The sequence below is a fragment of the Streptomyces sp. NPDC101181 genome, assembly GCF_044767975.1.
GTDB lineage: Bacteria > Actinomycetota > Actinomycetes > Streptomycetales > Streptomycetaceae > Streptomyces.
Genome location: NZ_JBIWOX010000004.1, coordinates 193,693 through 212,708 on the forward strand (window position 1 = coordinate 193,693; position 19,016 = coordinate 212,708).

Sequence of the window (19,016 nt, forward strand, 5' to 3'; positions counted from 1 at the left end):
GGCGGTGCGGCTCCGTGCCCGACGGGGGTAAGCCGGGTGCGGTCCGTGGGTGGGGATCCATGGACCGCACCCCGGTCCATCGCCTCCCGGCCCTTCGGCCGCCACCCCTATTTCTTTGCGCATTAAACGAAGCAATGTGCTCTGCGCCACATTTCCCGGGCCGTATTCCTGCGCGGTTCTGACGGAATCCCTGCGCGATCCTGACGGCTGTTCCCGACCGCCGGTCACATCCGCGCACCGCCCGGTCCCTGGGCCGTGGATCGTTTCCGGGCATCGCAGGCGACGGCCCGCGGCCCCATCGGCCGCCCCACGGACCCCTCGGCCCCACGGACCCGTCGGCCACCCCACGGACCCCTCGGCCCCGCGGCCCCGTCGGCCGCCCCACGCCCCCTCGGCCGCCCTACGGACCCGTCGGCCCCACCGACCCCTCGGCCTGCGGGGTCGCCCGGCCCCCGTACGCAAGGCGAAGCGGCGGCACCCCCGCACAGGGTGCCGCCGCTTCCGGGCGCTCCGGGGGCCGCCGCCGGGCCCGTCGAGCCGGTGAGGGTCCGGCTCGGGCGGTGGCGGCGGCGCCCCGGAGCGGGGACGGTGGTCGTCGGTGTCGCCGCGTCAGCGGCTGTCGCTGCCCCGGGACGCGGCGGCGGCGCGGCCCGCCTCCAGCCGGGCCACCGGGATGCGGAACGGAGAGCAGGAGACGTAGTCCAGGCCCACCTCGTGGAAGAAGTGCACCGACTCCGGGTCGCCGCCGTGCTCCCCGCAGACGCCGAGCTTGAGGTCCGGGCGGGTGGCCCGGCCCGCCTCGACGGCGCTGCGGACCAGCGAGCCCACGCCGTCCTTGTCGATCGTCTCGAACGGGGAGACCCCGAAGATGCCCTTCTCCAGGTACGCGGTGAAGAACGAGGCCTCCACGTCGTCGCGGGAGAAGCCCCACACCGTCTGGGTCAGGTCGTTGGTGCCGAACGAGAAGAACTGGGCGGCCTCCGCGATCTGGGCCGCCGTCAGCGCGGCGCGCGGCAGTTCGATCATGGTGCCGATGGTCAGCTTCAGGTCGGTGCCGGTGGCGGCCTGGACCTCCGCGATGACCCGGTCGGCCTCCTCGCGGACGATCTCCAGCTCCTGGACCGTGCCGACGAGCGGGATCATGACCTCGGCGCGCGGGTCGCCCTTGGCGTTCTTGCGGTGGGCGGCGGCCTCGGCGATCGCCCGTACCTGCATGGCGAACAGACCGGGGATGACCAGCCCCAGGCGTACTCCGCGCAGGCCCAGCATCGGGTTCTGCTCGTGCAGCTTGTGGACGGCCTGGAGGAGGCGCAGGTCGTTCTCGTTGGCGTCCTTGCGGGACTCCGCGAGCGCGACGCGTACGGACAGCTCGGTGATGTCCGGCAGGAACTCGTGCAGCGGCGGGTCCAGCAGCCGTACGGTCACCGGCAGCCCGTCCATCGACTCGAACAGCTCGATGAAGTCGGCCTTCTGGAGCGGCAGCAGGGCCGCCAGCGCGCTTTCGCGCTCGTCGTCGGTGTCCGCCAGGATCAGCTTCTCGACCATCTCGCGGCGCTCGCCGAGGAACATGTGCTCCGTGCGGCACAGGCCGATGCCCTGGGCGCCGAAGCGGCGGGCGCGCAGCGCGTCCTCGGCGTTGTCCGCGTTGGCCCGCACCCGCAGGCGGCGCACCCGGTCCGCGTACGCCATGATCCGGTGGACGGCGGCGACCAGTTCGTCGGCGTCGTCGGCCCCGGCGTGCATCCGGCCCTCGAAGTACTCGACGACCGGGGACGGTACGACGGGGACCTCGCCCCGGTAGACCTTGCCGGTCGAGCCGTCGATGGAGACGAGGTCGCCCTCCTCGATCACCGTGCCGCCCACCGTCATCCGGCGGCGCTTGGTGTCGACCTCCAGGTCCTCGGCGCCGCACACACAGGTCTTGCCCATGCCGCGCGCCACGACCGCCGCGTGCGAGGTCTTGCCGCCGCGCGAGGTGAGGATGCCCTCGGCGGCGATCATGCCTTCGAGGTCGTCGGGGTTGGTCTCCCGGCGGATGAGGATGACCTTCTCGCCGGAGCGGGACCACTTGATCGCGGTGTACGAGTCGAAGACGGCCTTGCCGACGGCGGCACCGGGCGAGGCGGCGATGCCCCGGCCGAGCAGCTCGGTCCTCGCGGTGTCGTCGAAGCGCGGGAACATCAGCTGGGCGAGCTGGGCGCCGTTGACCCGCTGAAGCGCCTCGGCCTCGTCGATCAGGCCCTGGTCCACGAGCTGGGTCGCGATCCGGAAGGCGGCTCCGGCGGTGCGCTTGCCCACCCGGGTCTGGAGCATCCAGAGCTGGCCGCGCTCGATGGTGAACTCGATGTCGCAGAGGTCCTTGTAGTGGTTCTCCAGCGTCTCCATGATGCCCATGAGCTGGTCGTAGGACTTCTTGTCGATCGACTCCAGGTCGGCGAGCGGCACCGTGTTGCGGATACCGGCGACGACGTCCTCGCCCTGCGCGTTCTGGAGGTAGTCGCCGTAGACGCCCTGGTGGCCGCTGGCCGGGTCGCGGGTGAAGGCGACGCCCGTACCGGAGTCGGGGCCGAGGTTGCCGAAGACCATCGAGCAGACGTTGACGGCCGTGCCGAGGTCGCCGGGGATGCGCTCCTGGCGGCGGTAGAGCTTGGCGCGGTCGGTGTTCCACGAGTCGAAGACCGCGTTTATGGCCAGGTCCATCTGCTCCCGCGGGTCCTGCGGGAACTCGCGTCCGGCCCGGTCCTGGACGATCTTCTTGAACCGCTCGACCAGTTTCTTCAGGTCGGCCGCGGCGAGGTCGGTGTCGACGCTGACCTTCTTGGCCGCCTTGGCCGCCTCCAGGGCCTCCTCGAAGAGGTCGCCGTCGACGCCCAGGACGGTCTTGCCGAACATCTGGATCAGCCGGCGGTAGGAGTCCCAGGCGAAACGCTCGTCACCGGACTGGGTGGCGAGACCGGCCACCGAGGCGTCGGAGAGCCCGATGTTCAGGACCGTGTCCATCATGCCGGGCATGGAGAACTTGGCGCCGGAGCGGACGGAGACCAGCAGCGGGTCGTCGGCCTGGCCGAGCTGTTTACCCATTCGCGACTCCAGCGCGGCGAGGTGCGCGCTCACCTCGTCGCGCAGCGCGGTCGGCGCCTCGCCGCTGTCCAGGTAGACCTTGCAGGCCTCGGTGGTGATCGTGAAGCCGGGAGGGACCGGCAGCCCGAGGTTGGTCATCTCGGCGAGGTTGGCGCCCTTGCCGCCCAGGAGATCCTTCAGGTCCTTGTTGCCCTCGGTGAAGTCGTAGACGAACTTCTGGGGATCGTTGTTTTCCGACACGGGTCTCGACTCCTCGAGGACGCGGTGGCTGCCCTGACGGCCAGGAACATACCCAGATCGAAGGTGCCTGGGTACGTCCACTTGGTCGTCATACGGCCGCAACCACCCGTCCGCCAGCAGATCGAAAGGGTCACGCTGCTGCGGCGGGCGCCTTCGCGGGTTCATTCCCTGAAGGCGGCATGGCCAGAACTTGACCCTGAGCGCTCACATGAGCTGCATGTTCACCAAGCGAGTACACCTTCCGAACTCAAGCCCATGGCACTGAGTGCCACAGCTTTCGGAAGTGCAGCCACCCCGTTCTCGCTCATCTGAGCGCCATACCTATCAAGGGTGGCGCGAATCACGCCGGATTCGGACCCCGGATGTCAGGATGCGGACCGCCCGCGGGCGGCGCATGAGGACGCCGCCCGCTCAGCCGAGCGGTGTCCGCTGGGGGACGACCAGCACCGGACGCGGGACGGGGGTGACCCGGGCCCGTACCCCGGGCAGCAGGTCGGCGGCGTCCCGGGAGGGGAGGTCGGCCTTGACCGCGGCCCCGTCCGGGAGGTCGAGCAGGACCCGGGTGACCGAGCCGAGGAACGACGCGGAGACGACGGTGGCGGTGCCCTCGGGGTCGGCCTCGGCGCGGATGCCCTCGGGGCGGATCAGGACGTCGACGGGCTCACCCTCCACCGGGGCCGGGCCGTCGACCGGCAGGACGGCGCCCGCGACCTCGACCGTGCCACCGGCGGCCGTACGGCCCGGCAGCCGGTTCATGGTGCCGACGAACTCGGCGACGAACGCGGTGGCCGGCCGCTCGTACAGCTCGGCCGGGGGCGCACACTGCTCCAGGCGGCCCGCGTTGAGGACGGCGACCCGGTCGGCCATGGACAGGGCCTCCTCCTGGTCGTGGGTGACGAAGATCGTGGTGATGCCCAGCGAGAGCTGGAGGCGGCGGATCTCCTCGCGCAGCGCCAGCCGGACCTTGGCATCGAGTGCCGAGAGCGGCTCGTCGAGCAGCAGCACCCGGGGCCGCAGGGCGAGCGCGCGGGCCAGGGCGACGCGCTGCTGCTGGCCGCCGGACAGCTGGTGCGGGTAGCGGTCGCCGTGGTCGGGCAGCCCGACCAGGTCGAGCAGCTCGGCCGCGGTGGCGCGCCGCTGGGCGGCGGGCGCCTTCCGTACGCGCAGGCCGAAGGCCACGTTGTCGCGGGCGTTCAGGTGCGGGAAGAGGCTGTAGGACTGGAAGACCATGCCCGCGTCGCGCCGGTTGGCGGGGACCCGGGTGATGTCCTCACCGTCCACCAGAACCTCACCGGAGTCCGGCTGCTCGAACCCGGCGAGCACCCGCAGCGCGGTGGTCTTGCCGCAGCCGGAGGGGCCGAGGAGGGCGAGGAGTTCGCCGGGCTCGGCGGTGAGGTCGAGTCCGTCGAGGGCCACGGTCGGGCCGAACGCCCGGCGCAGCGAGCGGAACTCCACCCGGGCGCCGGTGGCGGCGCGTGGCGCACCCCCGGCGGACCGGGCCGGCTCGGGAGGTCCGGCTGCGGCGGTCGCGGAGGGCGGGGCGGGCAGGGCTGACATGGGTGGCTACTCCTTGCCGGGTACGGGGGTGGGGGCGGCCGGGACGGCGGAGGCGGCGGCTCCGGGCGGCGGGACCGCGGCGGCTCCGGCCGGGGCGGCGGACCTGGTCCCGGCGCGGGAGAGGACGAGCAGCAGGGCCCAGGTGATCAGCAGCGAGAGCAGGGAGACCGCGACCGACATCCGGGCCTCGGCGCCGGAGACGGTGACGATCCACACCGCGAAGGGGCGGAAGCCCAGCAGCGAGGCGACGGTGTACTCACCGAGCACCAGGGCCAGGGTCAGGAAGGAGGCCCCGGCGAGCGAGGAGCGCAGGTTGGGCAGGATGACCCGGAGGATGACGTAGGCCCGGCCCGCGCCGCAGTTGCGGGCCGCCTCCACCAGGGTGGGCACGTCGACCGCACGCAGCCCGGCGTCCAGCGAGCGGTGCACGAACGGCAGCGCCAGCACGGTGTAGGCGAGGACCAGCACCACCGGGAAGGACTCGTTCTGGACGGCCAGGAAGGTCTGGTAGAGCGGGGTGCGGGAGAGGTGGTCGGGGCCCCAGCGCAGCACCGTGGCGATTCCGGTGACCAGCGCGATCGGCGGCACCACCAGCGGCAGCATGCAGACGACCTCGACGACGGCGCGCAGCCGGGGCGGCCCGAGCCGGACCGCGACCAGGGCGGGCACGACGAGCAGCAGGGCGAGGGCGATGGTGGCGGCGGCGAGGGAGAGCGAGAGGAACAGGCTCTCGGTGAAGCCGTCGGCGGACAGGATTCCGCTGTAGGCGGCGAAGGTGAGGCCCTGCCCCGGCACCTGGACGGTGAAGACGAAGGAGGAGACCAGCGGGGTGAGGAAGTACAGCCCGGCGACGGTGAGGACCGCCCCGCGCCACCAGCGCGGGCGGCGCCGGGCCGTCCTCGCCGGGGCGACCGCGGGGGCCGCGGGGACCGGGATCAGCGCAGCCATCGGGAGCTCCTTCGCTGGAGGGGCAGGTAGACGGCCATCACCAGGGCGGCGATCAGGATCATGTCGAGGCTCAGCGCCAGGGCCACGTTTTCCTGGCCGACCAGGACGTTCCCCGAGAGGGCGTCGGCGATCTTGAGCGTGACCAGCGGGACGGAGCCCCCGACCAGGGCGGCGGCCGTGGCATGGGCGGCGAAGGCGCTGCCGAAGAGCAGGACGAACCCGCCCAGCAGCGAGGGCGCGAGGACCGGCAGACCGACATGGCGCCAGAACTGCCAGGCGGAGGCACCCGTGTTGAGCGCGGCCTCCCGCCACTGCGGACGCAGCCCGTCCAGCGCCGGGACGACGACGAGGACCATGAGCGGGACGAGGAAGTAGAGGTAGATGACGGTGAGCCCGGTGAAGGAGTAGAGGTTCCAGCCGAGCGCCTCCAGGTGTCCCAGCTCCGTGACCACCCCGGAGATGCCGAGGGTCGCCACGAACGCGAAGGCCAGGGGGATGCCACCGAAGTTGGCGAGCACTCCGGAGGCGGTGAGCACCGCCCCGCGCAGGGCGCCGCGCCGGGAGGTGACGACAACCTGGGCGATCAGCACCCCGAGCACGGTGGCGAGCGCCGCGGTGAGCGCGGAGAGCTGGACGCTGCCGGCGAGCGAGGTCAGGTAGGGCCCCTGGAGCGAGCGCGACAGGTGCTCACCGGTGAACTCGGTGGCGCCGGAGGCCGGGTCGGTACGGGTGAGCGCCCCGTGCAGCAGGGCCCCGGCGGGCAGTCCGAAGCAGAGCCCGGCGAAGACGAGCAGCGGCAGGGCGCCGAGCCAGGCACGGGACGGGCGGCGGCGGGCGGGGCGCCCGGCCTTCGCTGCCGCCGCCCCGGGACCCGGGGCGGCGGACGGGTGCGGGACGGCCATCAGGAGACGGCCTTGTCCCAGTTCCCGGAGAGCGTGGCGTTGGCCCGGTCCAGCTCCTCGGAGCTGGGGAAGGCCGGGGTGCCCGCGACCTCCGGCAGCTTGGCTACGAAGGTCTTGTCGGCGGTGCCGTCCTCGGTCATCGCGGGCAGCAGCACGGGGCGGGCGTACCCCTTGAGCCAGAGGTTCTGGCCCTCGGTGCTGTAGAGGTACTCCATCCACAGGCGGGCGGCGGCCGGGTGCGGGGCCTCCTTGTTGACGGCCTGCGAGTAGAACTGGGCGTAGACGCCGTCGCCGGGCACGGAGACCTTCCAGTCGACGCCCTTGCCCGCGAACTGGTCGGCGTACCCGGCGTTCAGGTAGTCCCAGTCGATGCTGATCGGCGTCTCGCCCTTCTCGACGGTGGCCGGGGTGGACTCGACGGGAATGAAGTTGCCGCTCTTCTTCAGCTTGCCGAAGAAGTCGATGCCGGGCTGGATGTCCCCGAACGACCCCTTGTCGGCCAGGGCCGCCGCGTAGACACCGCCGAACGCCGAGCCGGACTTGGTGGGGTTGCCGTTGAGGGCGACCTTCCCCTTGTATTCGGGCTTCAGCAGATCGGCGAAGGTCTCGGGGCAGGTGGTGATGCGGGCGGCGTCGCAGCCGATGGAGACGTAGCCGCCGTAGTCGTTGTACCAGCGGCCGTCGGCGTCCTTCTGGCTGTCGGGTATACGGTCCCAGGAGGCGACCTTGTAGGGGGCGAAGAGGTTCTCGGCCGCGCCGCTGCGGGCGAAGGCGATGCCGAGGTCGAGGACGTCGGGGGCGCGCTTCTGGCCCTTGCGGGACTTGACGGCCGCGATCTCGTCGGCGCTGGACGCGTCCGGGGTCTCGCTCTTGATCTTGATCTTGTACTTGGCCTGGAACGCCTTGATGATCTCGCCGTAGTTGGCCCAGTCCGGCGGCAGGGCGATCACGTTCAGCTCGCCCTCCTTCTCGGCGGCGGCGACCAGCTCGTCCATCCCGCCGAAGTCCGCGACCGACGCGGCGTCGGCGGACTTCACCCCGTTCGCACCGGCCTGGGCGGAGTCCTCGGGCGCGGCGCCGCAGGCGGTGAGCGCGGTGAGGGCCGCGGTGGAGAGAGCGAGGGCGGCGACGGCACGCCCGGTGGAGCGGAGGCGGGTGCGGGGTCGGGCTCTGTGCACGGCAGATCTCCCAGAAGCGAGGCATGAGGGCTACTTGTTCATACAAGCTGGCATCAGTTCGCCCGGCTCAGATGTCGTGTGCATGAACGTCCGATGGCTGGTGCCGCAAGAGCCGAGGAAGAGGAAAGCCGGTCATGTCCTGGTTGCGGCAGGTAAGGAACCGAGCACCGCGACAGTCTGATGCGGGGTTAGAGTGACCCGGAGACCACACGGAAGAACCCGCGTCTGTACACAGTCCGGCATACGCACCGAGCGGTGGACCGAACGGTGGGGAGGGGGGGGAGCGTGGGCCACGCGCGCTACGAGGAGATCGCCGAGTCCCTGCGACAGGCGATCCACGGCGGCGACTTCCCTCCGGGCGCCCGGCTGCCGTCCGAGAGCGCCCTCGCCGAACGCTGGAAGGCCTCGCGCGGCACGGTCCGCCAAGCGGTGGCGCTGCTGGCCCAGGAGGGTCTGATCGGCTCCCGCCAGGGAGCCCGCCGGGTGGTCCTGCGCGGGGAGCGCCGCCAGAGCTTCGAGCAGCTCAACAGCTTCGCCCAGTGGGCCCACGCGATGGGCTGCGAGGTCTCCAGCCGCATCCTGGACCGCACGACCCGCCCGGCGACCGACGAGGAGGCGGCCCGGCTGGACACCGGACCGGGCGGCGAGGTCCTCTCCGTACTGCGCCTGCGCCACCTGGACGGCGAGCCGGTCATGGTGGAACGGACGGTGTACGCGCACTGGGTGGCCCCGACGGTCCGCGCGCTCCCCGAGGACTGCGTATCGATCATGGACAGCATCGCGGAGCGCGCGGACATCGTCGCGCACCACGGCGAGCACCTCATCGACGCCATCGCGGCGGGCGCCCAGGACGCCCGCCTCCTGCTGGTACGCCGGGCCAGCCCCCTGCTCCGGCAACGCCACGTGACCCACACGGCGGCGGGCCGCGCCATCGAGTGGACGGACGACCGCTACCGGGCGGGCAGCGTCGTCTTCAACGTCATGAACTCCGCGGCGGCCTCCCCGCTGGAGCGGCGGGCGGGACGGGACCTGGCGGGCTGAGGCTCCGCCGCGGGCCGGGGCTCAGCCCCCCGAGGTGTCCAGCTCCGCGTCGGCGCTGACGCCCGCGCAGTCGTAGGGGTCCTTCAGCCAGCCGTCGGGCAGGACGACCCGGTTGTTGCCGGAGGTGCGGCCGCGCGGGCCGTCGGCGCCGTCCGGCCAGGGCTGGTCGAGGTCCAGTTCGTGGAGCTGGGAGGCCAGCTCCTCCAGCGAGGAGGTGACGGCGAGCTTCTTGCGCATCTCGGAGCCGACGGCGAAGCCCTTCAGGTACCAGGCGACGTGCTTACGGAAGTCGATCACGCCGCGGGCCTCGTCACCGATCCACTCCCCCAGCAGCGTCGCGTGGCGCACCATGACCTCCGCGACCTCCGCGAGCCGGGGCGCGTGCCGGGTCGGACGCCCTTCCATCGCGCTGACCAGGTCGGCGAAGAGCCAGGGCCGCCCCAGGCAGCCACGGCCGACGACGACCCCGTCGCAGCCGGTCTCGCGCATCATCCGCAGGGCGTCGTCGGCACACCAGATGTCCCCGTTGCCCAGCACCGGGATCTCCGGGACGTGCTCCTTGAGCCGGGCGATGGCGTCCCAGTCGGCGGTACCGCCGTAGTGCTGGGCGGTCGTCCGGCCGTGCAGGGCGACGGCGGTGACGCCCTCCTCGACGGCGATGCGACCGGCGTCCAGGAAGGTGAGGTGGTCGTCGTCGATGCCCTTGCGCATCTTGATGGTGACGGGCAGGTCCCCGGCGTTCGAGACCGCCTGGTTCAGGATGGCCCGCAGCAGCGGCCGCTTGTACGGGAGCGCGGAGCCGCCGCCCTTGCGGGTGACCTTGGGGACCGGGCAGCCGAAGTTCAGGTCGATGTGGTCGGCGAGGTTCTCGTCGACGATCATGCGGACGGCCTTGCCGACGGTGACCGGGTCCACGCCGTACAGCTGGATGGAGCGCGGGGTCTCGGTCGCGTCGAAGTGGACCAGCTGCATGGTCTTCTCGTTGCGCTCGACCAGCGCCCGGGTGGTGATCATCTCGCTGACGAAGAGCCCCTTGCCCCCGGAGAACTCCCGGCACAGGGTCCGGAAGGGGGCGTTGGTGATACCGGCCATCGGGGCCAGCACGACCGGCGGCTGCACGGTGTGCGGACCGATACGGAGCTGCGGGAGAACGGGGGCGAGCGTGGTCATGGCCCCATTGTCGCGTACGCGGGACGGGGCGGGGGCGGGCGGTGGGTGGCGGGGACGGGTGGTGGGTTACGGGGCGCGCGGGCGGCGGAGCGCCGAGCCGGTGTACGCGGAGCTACCAGCCGGGCGCACGCGGGGAGCCCGGCGGGCCGGGCGTACGCGGGGAGCTGGCCGATTCGGCGCGCGCGGGGAGTCCGGCGGGCCGCCGCTCACGGAACGCTGACCCGGTACGCGCGGGGCGGCCGCCGGGCCGACGCCCACCGAACGCTGACCCGTGCATACGCGGGGAGCCCGATGGGCCGCCTCACGCGGCGCGGCCGTAGTCCTCGGGTTCGCCGCCGGAGGGCCCGTCACACCCCTCGCAGCCTCCGGACTCGTCCGCGCCGCCGGGGCCACCACCGGAATCGGGCCGTGCGCTTCGCGGCTGCCGATGCTTCTGAGCCGCCCGCAACACTCCCCAGGCGACGAGCAGCACGCCGGTCAGTACCCAGGAGCCGACCCAGGCGGGGCCCCACCAACCGAACGCGGGCCGCGACAGGGCCGTCGCGACCGTGAGGACCATCGCGACCGCGTGAACCCAGCACAGCAGCACACCGACCAAACGGACCGACCGGTCCGTCAGATCGCGCCCGGGTCTCGCTCCGGACTTTCGCTTATCCATGTTTCCCCGTTTCCCCTGCACTCTTTACCCGACCTTGACCGCCCATGCGTTCGAAAGCGAGCGACACGGCGCCACGCGGTCGGTTTTCAGCCCCATTTTGTTGATGTCGGAACAGTTTCCACAAGGCAAGGAACGGGCGCCGGGGCCACATAGCGGGACAAATACGACCCACAGGTTGGCCGGTTCTGGCTCGTTTACTCGTTTCACGGCGACTAAGTGTTCGCGTCGCGTGAAGATGCCGTGGCAGCGTGTGCCGCTCCGGTGAACACAACGTTCACCGCGTCTACACATCCCACGGGGGGATCGCATGGTTTTGCGTGCTTCCGGCACGCCGTTTCGGCGTGCCCGTATCCATCGCAGAAATGCTCTGACAGCGGCGCTCGTCGTCGCCGCGCTCGGCGCTTCGGCACTCCCGGCGCTGGCGGCACCGGGGGAAGACCCGGCGACGGCTCCCGCTCCGGTCTCGGCCTGGGGGCCGGGCGGGCCGAAGGCGGAGATCCCGCCGGTGCGGGTCGGTTCCAACAAGCCGGCCGGCAACGACGCGCAGGCGGCGCCGTCGGCACAGAAGGCGGCCTGGCTGGAGGCCGAGGAGAAGCGGGCGGCGACGGGAACTCCGCCCGTACCGGCCGCCCGGAAGGCCTCGCGCCACGGGGCGGCGGCCGAGGCGTCGTACGTTCCGGAGGGTCAGGGTGCGGTGCCCTGGCACCAGATATCCGATTTCCGGATCACCGATTCGCTGGTGGCCCGGGTAAACCATTCCAACGGCAACCTGATGCTGGCGGGCACGGACTTCGAGATCGCGGGGGTCGGGCAGAAGCTGCGGCTGGCGCGGACGTACAACTCGCTGGACGCCCCCTGGGGGAAGGTGTCGCAGCGGTGGTGGCAGGAGTACGAGCGCTATCTGAACCTCTCGGACGCGAGCGAGGTGGTGCTGTACGACGCCACCGGCGCGGCGGTCCGCTTCGCGAAGAAGTCCGACGGATCGCTCACCACGCCCAAGGGGTACTCCAAGGACCTGAAGAAGAACGCGGACGGCACGTACACGCTGACCGACCGCAAGTCCGGCTCGAAGGACACCTACGACGAGCACGGCACGCTGACCAGGGTCACGGACAAGAACAAGGGGGCCATCACGGTCACCCAGCACGACCAGGGCGGCGAGCACAAGGGCTTCAAACTCACCGAGACCCGCTCGGGCCGGTGGGTCGACCTGGTCAAGACCTACCCGAACCAGTGGCAGGCCAAGGACCACACCGGCCGCACCGCCGTCTTCGACCTGAACGCGGCAGGCGACCTGGCGAAGACGACGGACACCGAGGGCAAGTCCACGGTTTTCGGCTACGACTCCTCACGCCGTCTGACGAAGATCACCACCCCGAAGGGGCGGGTCACGGTCCTCACCTACGACAGCCACAACCGCGTCACCTCCATGCTCCGGGCTACCACCCTGAACGGCTCCGGCCACACCGGCCCGACCTGGACCTACGCCTACTCCGCCACCACCCCGTCGGCGGCCGGTACGACGACGGTCACCGACCCGGAGAACCACGCGACGACGTACGAGCACGACGCGGACGGCCAGGTCGAGAAGGTCACCGACGCCCTGGCGCAGTCGCGTTCCAAGAAGTACGACGGGAACCGGAACGTGGAAGAGGCGGCCGACGCCATGGGCGTGGGCGGTGCTTCCGGCAACGTCACCACCTACGGCTGGGACTCCCGCAACAACCCCACCGGCTCCACTCTGCCCACCGGGGCGACGGCCACGGTCAGCGGCTACCAGACGATCGCGGGCAGCGACCTGCCCGGGACCATGACCTCGGCGGACGGCGAGAAGACCGACTACACCTACGACACGGCGGGCAACACCAAGTCCGTCGCCGTGCAGGGAACGGGCGGCGGCAACCAATCCTTCGACTACAACCCGGCCGCCCCGACCTGCGGCGGCTTCGAGGGCCAGGTCTGCAAGGTCACCACGAAGATGACAGCGACCAAGTCGGTTGCCACCACCTTCACCTACGACGCCCAGGGCAACCTCAAGACGGTCAAGGCCCCGGCCCCGCTGGGCACGACCACCTACACCTACGACAACCTCGGCCGGGTCGCCTCCGCGAAGGACGCCCGCGGCATCACCATTCTTTACGAGTACGACCACCGGGACCGGGTCAAGAAGGTCGACTCCTCCAACTACCAGACGGTCAGCTACGAGTACGACGGTGACGGCAACCTGACCCAGCGCTCGGACGGCACCGGCGTCATCGCCTACGCCTTCGACCCGCTGTCCCGCGAGACGGTCCGCACCCTCCAGAACGGCTCCCAGACGGTCCTGACGTACACCCCCGCGGGCAACGTCGATACCTACGAGGACCCGGCGGGCCTGACCGACTACACCTGGAACAAGGTCAACAAGCTCACCGAGCTGAAGGATCCCAAGGGCAAGGTCACCACGTACGCGTACAACAAGAACGACGTCCGCACCAGGACCACGTACCCCGGCAACACCGTCCAGGAAGTCACCCCGGACAAGTCCGGCCGCCCGGAAAAGATCAAGGCCACCAGCCCCAAGGGCACCCTGGTCGACCTCGCCTACACCTACGGCTACGGAACCGGCGGTGCGACCGACGGCGGCAAGATCCGCACGACGACGGACGCGGTGGCGGGCACGAAGACCAGCTACGAGTACGACAGCGCGGGCCGCTTCTCCTACGCGGCGGAGAAGAAGGGCACGACGCTCGCCTCCTCCTGGCAGTACTGCTACGACCTCGCCGGGAACCTCACCTCGCAGGGCACCGACAAGGGCTGCCCGCGCGGCACCACCTACACCATCAACGACGCCCAGCAGATCACCGCGAAGGACGGCTCCACCACCAACTGGTCCTACAACCAGATCGGCAACGAAACCGCCGCCGCCTCCACTACTGAGGGGACGCGCACCGGCATCAAGTGGACCGACCACTCGCAGATGACGTCGATCACCACCGGCGGCAAGACGCACACGGGCCAGTACGGCTCCACCGACCAGTCCGAGCGCATCAAGCTCGGCGACACCTTCTTCCACAACGGCCCGCTCGGCCTCTCCGCCGCCTCAACGGCCGGAATCGACACGGGATTCAACCGCGAACCCGGGGGCACGCTGAACTCCATGACCCGTGGGGGGAAGAACCACTACTACCTGACCGACGCACTCGGCAGCGTCGTGGCCCTCGCCGACGAGGCGGGCACGAAGGTCAACACGTACGCCTACAGCCCACGCGGCGTACAGCGCACCACCACCACCGAGCAGGTCCCCCAGCCCTACCGCTTCGCCGGCGGCTACCAGGACCCCACCGGCCTCTACCACTTCGCGGCCCGCTACTACGACCCCAACATCGGCCGCTTCACCACCCCCGACCCCTCCGGCCAGGAAAAGAACCCGTACCTGTACGCCGCAGGCGACCCGGTCAACCGCATCGACCTCACCGGACTGCTCTCATGGGATGACATCAAGAAGGGCGGAAAAAAGTTCCTGAGGGGAGGAAAGCCAGCGCCTGCGTGGGTTGCTCTCTGCTATACCTCCAATTCGCTGACTGACGGAGGCTCGGAGGATGGAACAATAAAAAGTGAGTTGTCGGACTTGCGAGACTGCGCAGATCCGACCAGCGACTTCCAAGGTGACTAGGAAGCAAGAGGAGCCTTTCATATGAGCGGCCAGAAAGTCGTCCAGTACTTGCTGTGGGGACTGCTCATCGTCACCGCGATCGCGGTAGGAATTATGACCGCCGATTAGCGATCGCATCACGCCTGAGAGCCGACATACCACAGAAGGCGGCCCCTGGGTCCGCCACCCAACCTTGGGTGGCGGACCCAGACAGTAAAACCACCTCACCTCCACACATAACGTTTACAGCCCGCGCGGCGTCCAGCGCGCCGCCACCACCGAGCAGGCCCCTCAGCCCTACGGCTCGTCGGCGGCTACGAGGACCCCACCGGCCTCTACCACTTCGCGGCCCGCTACTACGACCCCAACATCGGCCGCTTCACCACCCCCGACCCCTCCGGCCAGGAAAAGAACCCCTACCTATACGCCGCAGGCGACCCCGTCAATCTCATCGATCCAAGCGGGCTTGCGGCCTGTGACAACTCGGTACTTAAGGCCGCCCTCGGTGTCGGGGCCTGCGCTGACAAGAAGACAAAGAAGAAGATCAACAAAAAAACTCAGTGGGCAGCAGCCGGAGCATCTGCCTGCGCCGCAGTTCCTTCACCTGCGACACCCGTATGCGGTGCGGTCGCGGCAGGGGCCGGAATCTTCGGCGTCGCAACCAGCGAATAGCACCCGCCTCCGTATGAGGTCTCCTACCTCATACGGAGAATGTGAACTAAGAGCCCAGGAGAATCGGTGCAGAACGAGCAGAGTTCAAAAGCCATGAAAATTCTCGCAGTGGTCCTGATTCTGGTAGCTATCGCGCTGGCTATAACAGGACGTGGAGTGTTGACGTATGTAGCAGCAGCAGCAGTTATGGCCATCGCCGGCATCTCCATCCTGACGAACGGATTTGGCCTTCGAGCCAGGTGAACCTCGAGCAGGGTCTGCAAGTGACCGCTCGCAGGTGAGATCGGTCGTACTGACCGCTCTGCTGCCAACTGCACCGGAGAGATCAGCACACCAACCGGTCCTGCCTCATGGGCGGCAGGACCGGTTAGTGTTTTCTGCAGCCCTGCACGGATGGTGAGCAGCGTGGCACCGGAACTGAGCTTGTTCTTTATCTACAGAGGGCCCCTGGGCGCTACGGCGGGTGCTAGGCAATTTCGTGGAACGCAAGGCAAATAGCGTCTAACGCTGTCAGCGGATAGTTAAGGTTACGGGTGGGGAGGAGAATCCTTCTCCCCACCCGACGACGGTAAGGAATTCAGCATGTCGGAGCCACATGTCGGATGGACACTGGAACAGCGCGCCACAGTTAAGCGCTATGTGCAATTTGCGGCCGTTTTCGCAGTTCTGGGCGTAGCCTTCTCGATCTTCTTGATTGCTTCGGGAAATAGCGGAGGGTGGGGGCTCCTGGCAATTATCGCGTGCATCTCACTGGTGGGATATTTTTTCATCCAGAGAGGAAAGAGCGGCCGAGCATGATCGCAGCAGACTTGGGTGGCATGGTCGATTCCCACGTTCGGGAAAACCTCACCGGCCCCATAATCTCACCACTGGAGGTTCAGTGATTCACATCGCAGAGAACCAGGGAAAAGGTTTTTGGATTCTCGAAGGTATGGAGCTTCCAGTAGCCCTTATCGGCCTGCTGATCGTTGCGGCCGTTATCGCTTTCGCCAAATGGCGCCAACGGTAGATATCCCGCGACGACGCACCACAAAGGAAAAATGGCCATGCAAGGCGATCCTCCCTTCTATATTCGATTAGCGGTGACACTCTTTGTCGCTTCGGTGGTCGCAAGCGTCACTGCGGGCGGTACCGACCCGGGAGTCCACGCCGCAGCGATGATCACCGGCGGAACAATTGCCACCTGACCGCTGATCCACAAAGCTCGGTCAATTCCGACAAATCCAGGCCGCAAACCTCACAGGTGAAACATATGCGGATTTTCGCAAGTGAAGGAAAGGGGTCATGGGTGCCCGAGGGGTGGGCCCTGCCCGGACTCGCCATTTGCCTTGCTTTCGTTTTTATATCGACTTTGATTATCCGGCACAAAAATAAAAGATAAAACGTGAACATTATCGCGGTAGTTCAGACGACGGTTCGGTCTCCCTCTACTCGCCGGGCGACACCAACCACGACGCGGCCCCGGCCCGGAAAGCCACGGCCTTCTTCGACGCCCCGTGGGAGAGGAGAAGGGCGCGGGCGGCCGCACCATCCCCACGACCCCGGCTTCTGGTCGACCACGTGGAAAAGCACCACGTGCGCGGCGGCCGTGGCGAGCGTCGTCTTCGCCCTGACCCCCGCCGGCTCCTCCACGAAGGTCTGGACGGCGGTCCGCCTGGTGAAGCACATCGGCGTGAAGAGGACCGCCAACCTCATCCGTACGTACGCCAAGCGTCGCAAGGCGGCCTCGGGGCGCACCGCAAGGCGGTCGCGGATCGGTTCGGGATCGCCGTCGGCCGGCTCGGCATCGGGCGCCCGGAGTTCACCTGGTCCTCAAGCGTCCTGGTACTCCTGAGCGGGCTTCTCATCACGGCTGAAGCGGCCGACGCCACGGCGAAGCTCAACGCCCCCGCTGGGCGGCGAACGCGGTGTGCGTCCTGTGCGGGGCGGCCTCCACCACGTGGCTGCTCTCGGGACCACTGCCCTACCGCTGAACCACTCCCCCGGCCCGCCGCACCCCTCGATGCGGCGGGTTGGCCCTGTGGTCCCTGTGGGAGTGGCCGGGGAAGGTTGCGGTGCGAAGTGGCCCGCTCGCACGGTCGAGGCCCGGCCGGTGTTGTCGCCGGCCGGGCCTCGGTCATTCCCGGGGCACAGGCTACGGGCTCGGTGGCTCAGGAGCCTTTCCCTGTGAACCCTTTCCTGTGAACCTTCCCTCCCCGGATTACGCGGTGCTGCCTCCCCCGATTACGCGGTGCGCCGAGCGGCGTGCCTGTGTCAGGCCGCCCACTTGCCCGTGGAACGCGCCGACGAGGCGAAGTTGAAGTAGAATTTCGTACCGTCAGCCACGTCGCTGGCCAGGTTCTTCCAGGTCTTCGCCTTCGTGGTCTTCCACGGTCGGCAATTCGTGCCGCCGCCGCTGGGCTTGAGGCAGACCCTCACCTTCCGGGCGGTATTGGTCCTGATCTGGATATCGGTGCAGCGGCCGGTGGTGGTGGCCGTCGCGGTGTTCTTCTTCCCCTTCGCCTTGGTGTAGGACTTGGCGTGGTCGCGGCAGGCCAGAACCTGCTGCTCCTGCGTGCTGGTCTGCTGTCCGGCGGAGACGGCGGTCGCGGGTGCGGAGGTCAGAAAGCCTGCCGTCAGCACCAGTCCGCCGACCGTTCCTGCTGCTTTGATGAAGTGAGCGCGCATCTCGTCACGTCCTTCCGGCATGAGCCCGGCCCGTCAGGCGGGCTCGTCATGGTGGAAAGCCGGGCCGGTGCCCGACCGACAGCCAACGTAGCCAGCCTCGGAACCGGTGACATTGCCGCTCCGCGCCAAGGGCTTACCACCGCGTGCCAGGTGCTTCACCCTGCCGGAATCCGTCGTCGGTAGGCACCGGGAGACTCGCCGTAGGCCGTACGGAACGCTCTGCTGAACGCGGTCGGCCGCGGGTATCCCCAGCGAGCGGCGATCGCGTGCACCGTCAGATGACTCAGGTGCGGTGCCGTCAGGTCGGTACGAATACGCTCCAGGCGCTGCCTCCTGATGAAGCAGGAGACCGTGGTGCCCTGTTCCTCGAAGACGCGGTGCAGGGTCCGCACGGACACCTGGTGCGCCGCGGCGACCAGAGCGGGGCCGAGGTCCGCGTGGTTCAGATGCCCTCGGATGAACGCCACCGCCCGCAAGAACAGAACCCGTTGCCGCGGCTCGTGCGGCAACTGGTCCTCGCGGTCCACGCGGTGGGCCACAGCCGCCCCCACCAGGTCGATGACCGTCGTCTGGAGCCGCACCAGGTCCTGGGGCGTGCAGTTTCCGCTTTCCCGCCGAAGCTCGGCCAGAAAGCGAAAGAGCATACGTTCCACCGCGCTGTTCTCCCCGAGAGTCACCCCCAGAACCGGGCGGATGTGGCGTTCCCTGATCGGCACTGACTTCTTCGGGATCTGCACCACCATTCCCTGGGCGTCCGACTGAGTCGCGTCGACATCCATGTAGTACGGCAGAGCGCTGTCGTACACCAGCATGTGACCGCCCTTGAAAGCGACGTTCCGCCCCGCGTGCTCGGCGGCATGGTCTCCTTTGATGACCGCGCACACCCCGTACATATCGGGGTCCGACTGCCGCACCAGGCGGGGTGTGCGCCGCACCAGCATGGAGGAGTAGCGGAGCACGGACAGCTGGACCTCGCCCAGTGAGAAGGCACGAAACCGTGCCACCGACCGGTCGTCGTGAAATCGGATCTGGCTGGTCGCCTCCGCCAGAACCGCGGTCTCCGACCAACCGCCCGCCCGTTCGATCAGCGGAAAGTCATCCGCAAGATTCTCCTGCATTCCCGCGCCCCCTGTGCCTGTTGATCCTTGGCCGTATTCCAGGATGAACAGGACCTGTCGGGGTACGAAAGAGGCTTCCCGGACACAGGGAAGCTTCCGCCTCAGAGGCGAGGGCGGTCTCCGCCGAGGCTTCCGCCTGGGCCTCCGCCA

General features: G+C 69.0%; 12 protein-coding genes and 1 pseudogene. 4 read left to right on the forward strand and 9 right to left on the reverse strand.

All coding sequences use genetic code 11. The features are described from left to right. Positions 1–609: 609 nt before the first annotated feature. From ppdK to ACIRRU_RS09330, 5 genes are all read right to left on the reverse strand, one after another. Positions 610–3,321 (reverse strand): pyruvate, phosphate dikinase, encoded by a 2,712-nt coding sequence (ppdK, locus tag ACIRRU_RS09310; RefSeq protein ID WP_403678189.1) that lies wholly within the window; start codon positions 3,319–3,321, stop codon positions 610–612. 411 nt (positions 3,322–3,732) lie between these two features. Then, positions 3,733–4,878 carry an ABC transporter ATP-binding protein gene (locus ACIRRU_RS09315; protein WP_403678190.1) on the reverse strand — a complete coding sequence of 382 codons (1,146 nt, stop codon included), beginning with the start codon at positions 4,876–4,878 and terminating at the stop codon, positions 3,733–3,735. A gap of 6 nt (positions 4,879–4,884) precedes the next feature. Continuing rightward, positions 4,885–5,826, reverse strand: a complete 942-nt coding sequence (locus ACIRRU_RS09320; RefSeq protein WP_403678192.1) for an ABC transporter permease — start codon at positions 5,824–5,826, stop codon at positions 4,885–4,887. Further along, positions 5,814–6,728, reverse strand: a complete 915-nt coding sequence (locus ACIRRU_RS09325) for an ABC transporter permease (RefSeq protein WP_403678194.1) — start codon at positions 6,726–6,728, stop codon at positions 5,814–5,816. Before ACIRRU_RS09325 ends, ACIRRU_RS09320 begins: the two co-directional genes overlap by 13 nt. Then, positions 6,728–7,906, reverse strand: a complete 1,179-nt coding sequence (locus ACIRRU_RS09330) for an ABC transporter substrate-binding protein (RefSeq protein ID WP_403678196.1) — start codon at positions 7,904–7,906, stop codon at positions 6,728–6,730. Before ACIRRU_RS09330 ends, ACIRRU_RS09325 begins: the two co-directional genes overlap by 1 nt. Positions 7,907–8,191: 285 nt before the next feature. Here ACIRRU_RS09330 and ACIRRU_RS09335 point away from each other — a divergent pair, with 285 nt between their 5' ends. Next, positions 8,192–8,947, forward strand: coding sequence for a GntR family transcriptional regulator (locus ACIRRU_RS09335; protein ID WP_403678198.1), 756 nt, complete (start codon positions 8,192–8,194; stop codon positions 8,945–8,947). Between the two features lie 21 nt (positions 8,948–8,968). Here ACIRRU_RS09335 and dusB read toward each other — a convergent pair whose 3' ends face one another. Continuing rightward, a complete protein-coding gene (gene dusB / locus ACIRRU_RS09340) occupies positions 8,969–10,117 on the reverse strand; it encodes a tRNA dihydrouridine synthase DusB (protein ID WP_403678200.1) in 1,149 nt (382 codons plus the stop codon). Positions 10,118–11,082: 965 nt separating this feature from the next. Between dusB and ACIRRU_RS09345 the strand changes: the two genes are divergently transcribed. From ACIRRU_RS09345 to ACIRRU_RS09355, 3 genes and pseudogenes are all read left to right on the forward strand, one after another. Next, positions 11,083–14,430: an RHS repeat-associated core domain-containing protein gene (locus ACIRRU_RS09345; RefSeq protein WP_403678202.1), complete on the forward strand. Its 3,348-nt coding sequence runs from the start codon at positions 11,083–11,085 to the stop codon at positions 14,428–14,430. Positions 14,431–14,754: 324 nt separating this feature from the next. Beyond that, positions 14,755–15,081 (forward strand): annotated as a pseudogene (locus ACIRRU_RS09350) (RHS repeat-associated core domain-containing protein); the annotation flags it as partial. Between the two features lie 66 nt (positions 15,082–15,147). Next, complete coding sequence (locus ACIRRU_RS09355; protein WP_403678203.1) at positions 15,148–15,324, forward strand: hypothetical protein; 177 nt, start codon at positions 15,148–15,150, stop codon at positions 15,322–15,324. Positions 15,325–15,958: 634 nt separating this feature from the next. On the opposite strand, the gene ACIRRU_RS09360 is transcribed toward ACIRRU_RS09355, so the two are convergent. From ACIRRU_RS09360 to ACIRRU_RS09370, 3 genes are all read right to left on the reverse strand, one after another. Next, positions 15,959–16,129 carry a hypothetical protein gene (locus tag ACIRRU_RS09360; RefSeq protein WP_403678204.1) on the reverse strand — a complete coding sequence of 57 codons (171 nt, stop codon included), beginning with the start codon at positions 16,127–16,129 and terminating at the stop codon, positions 15,959–15,961. A 1,205-nt stretch (positions 16,130–17,334) separates the two neighbouring features. Next, on the reverse strand, positions 17,335–17,748 hold the full coding sequence (locus ACIRRU_RS09365) for a hypothetical protein (protein WP_403678206.1): 414 nt from the start codon (positions 17,746–17,748) through the stop codon (positions 17,335–17,337). A 155-nt stretch (positions 17,749–17,903) separates the two neighbouring features. After that, positions 17,904–18,866, reverse strand: a complete 963-nt coding sequence (locus ACIRRU_RS09370; protein ID WP_403678208.1) for a helix-turn-helix domain-containing protein — start codon at positions 18,864–18,866, stop codon at positions 17,904–17,906. Positions 18,867–19,016 lie beyond the last annotated feature (150 nt).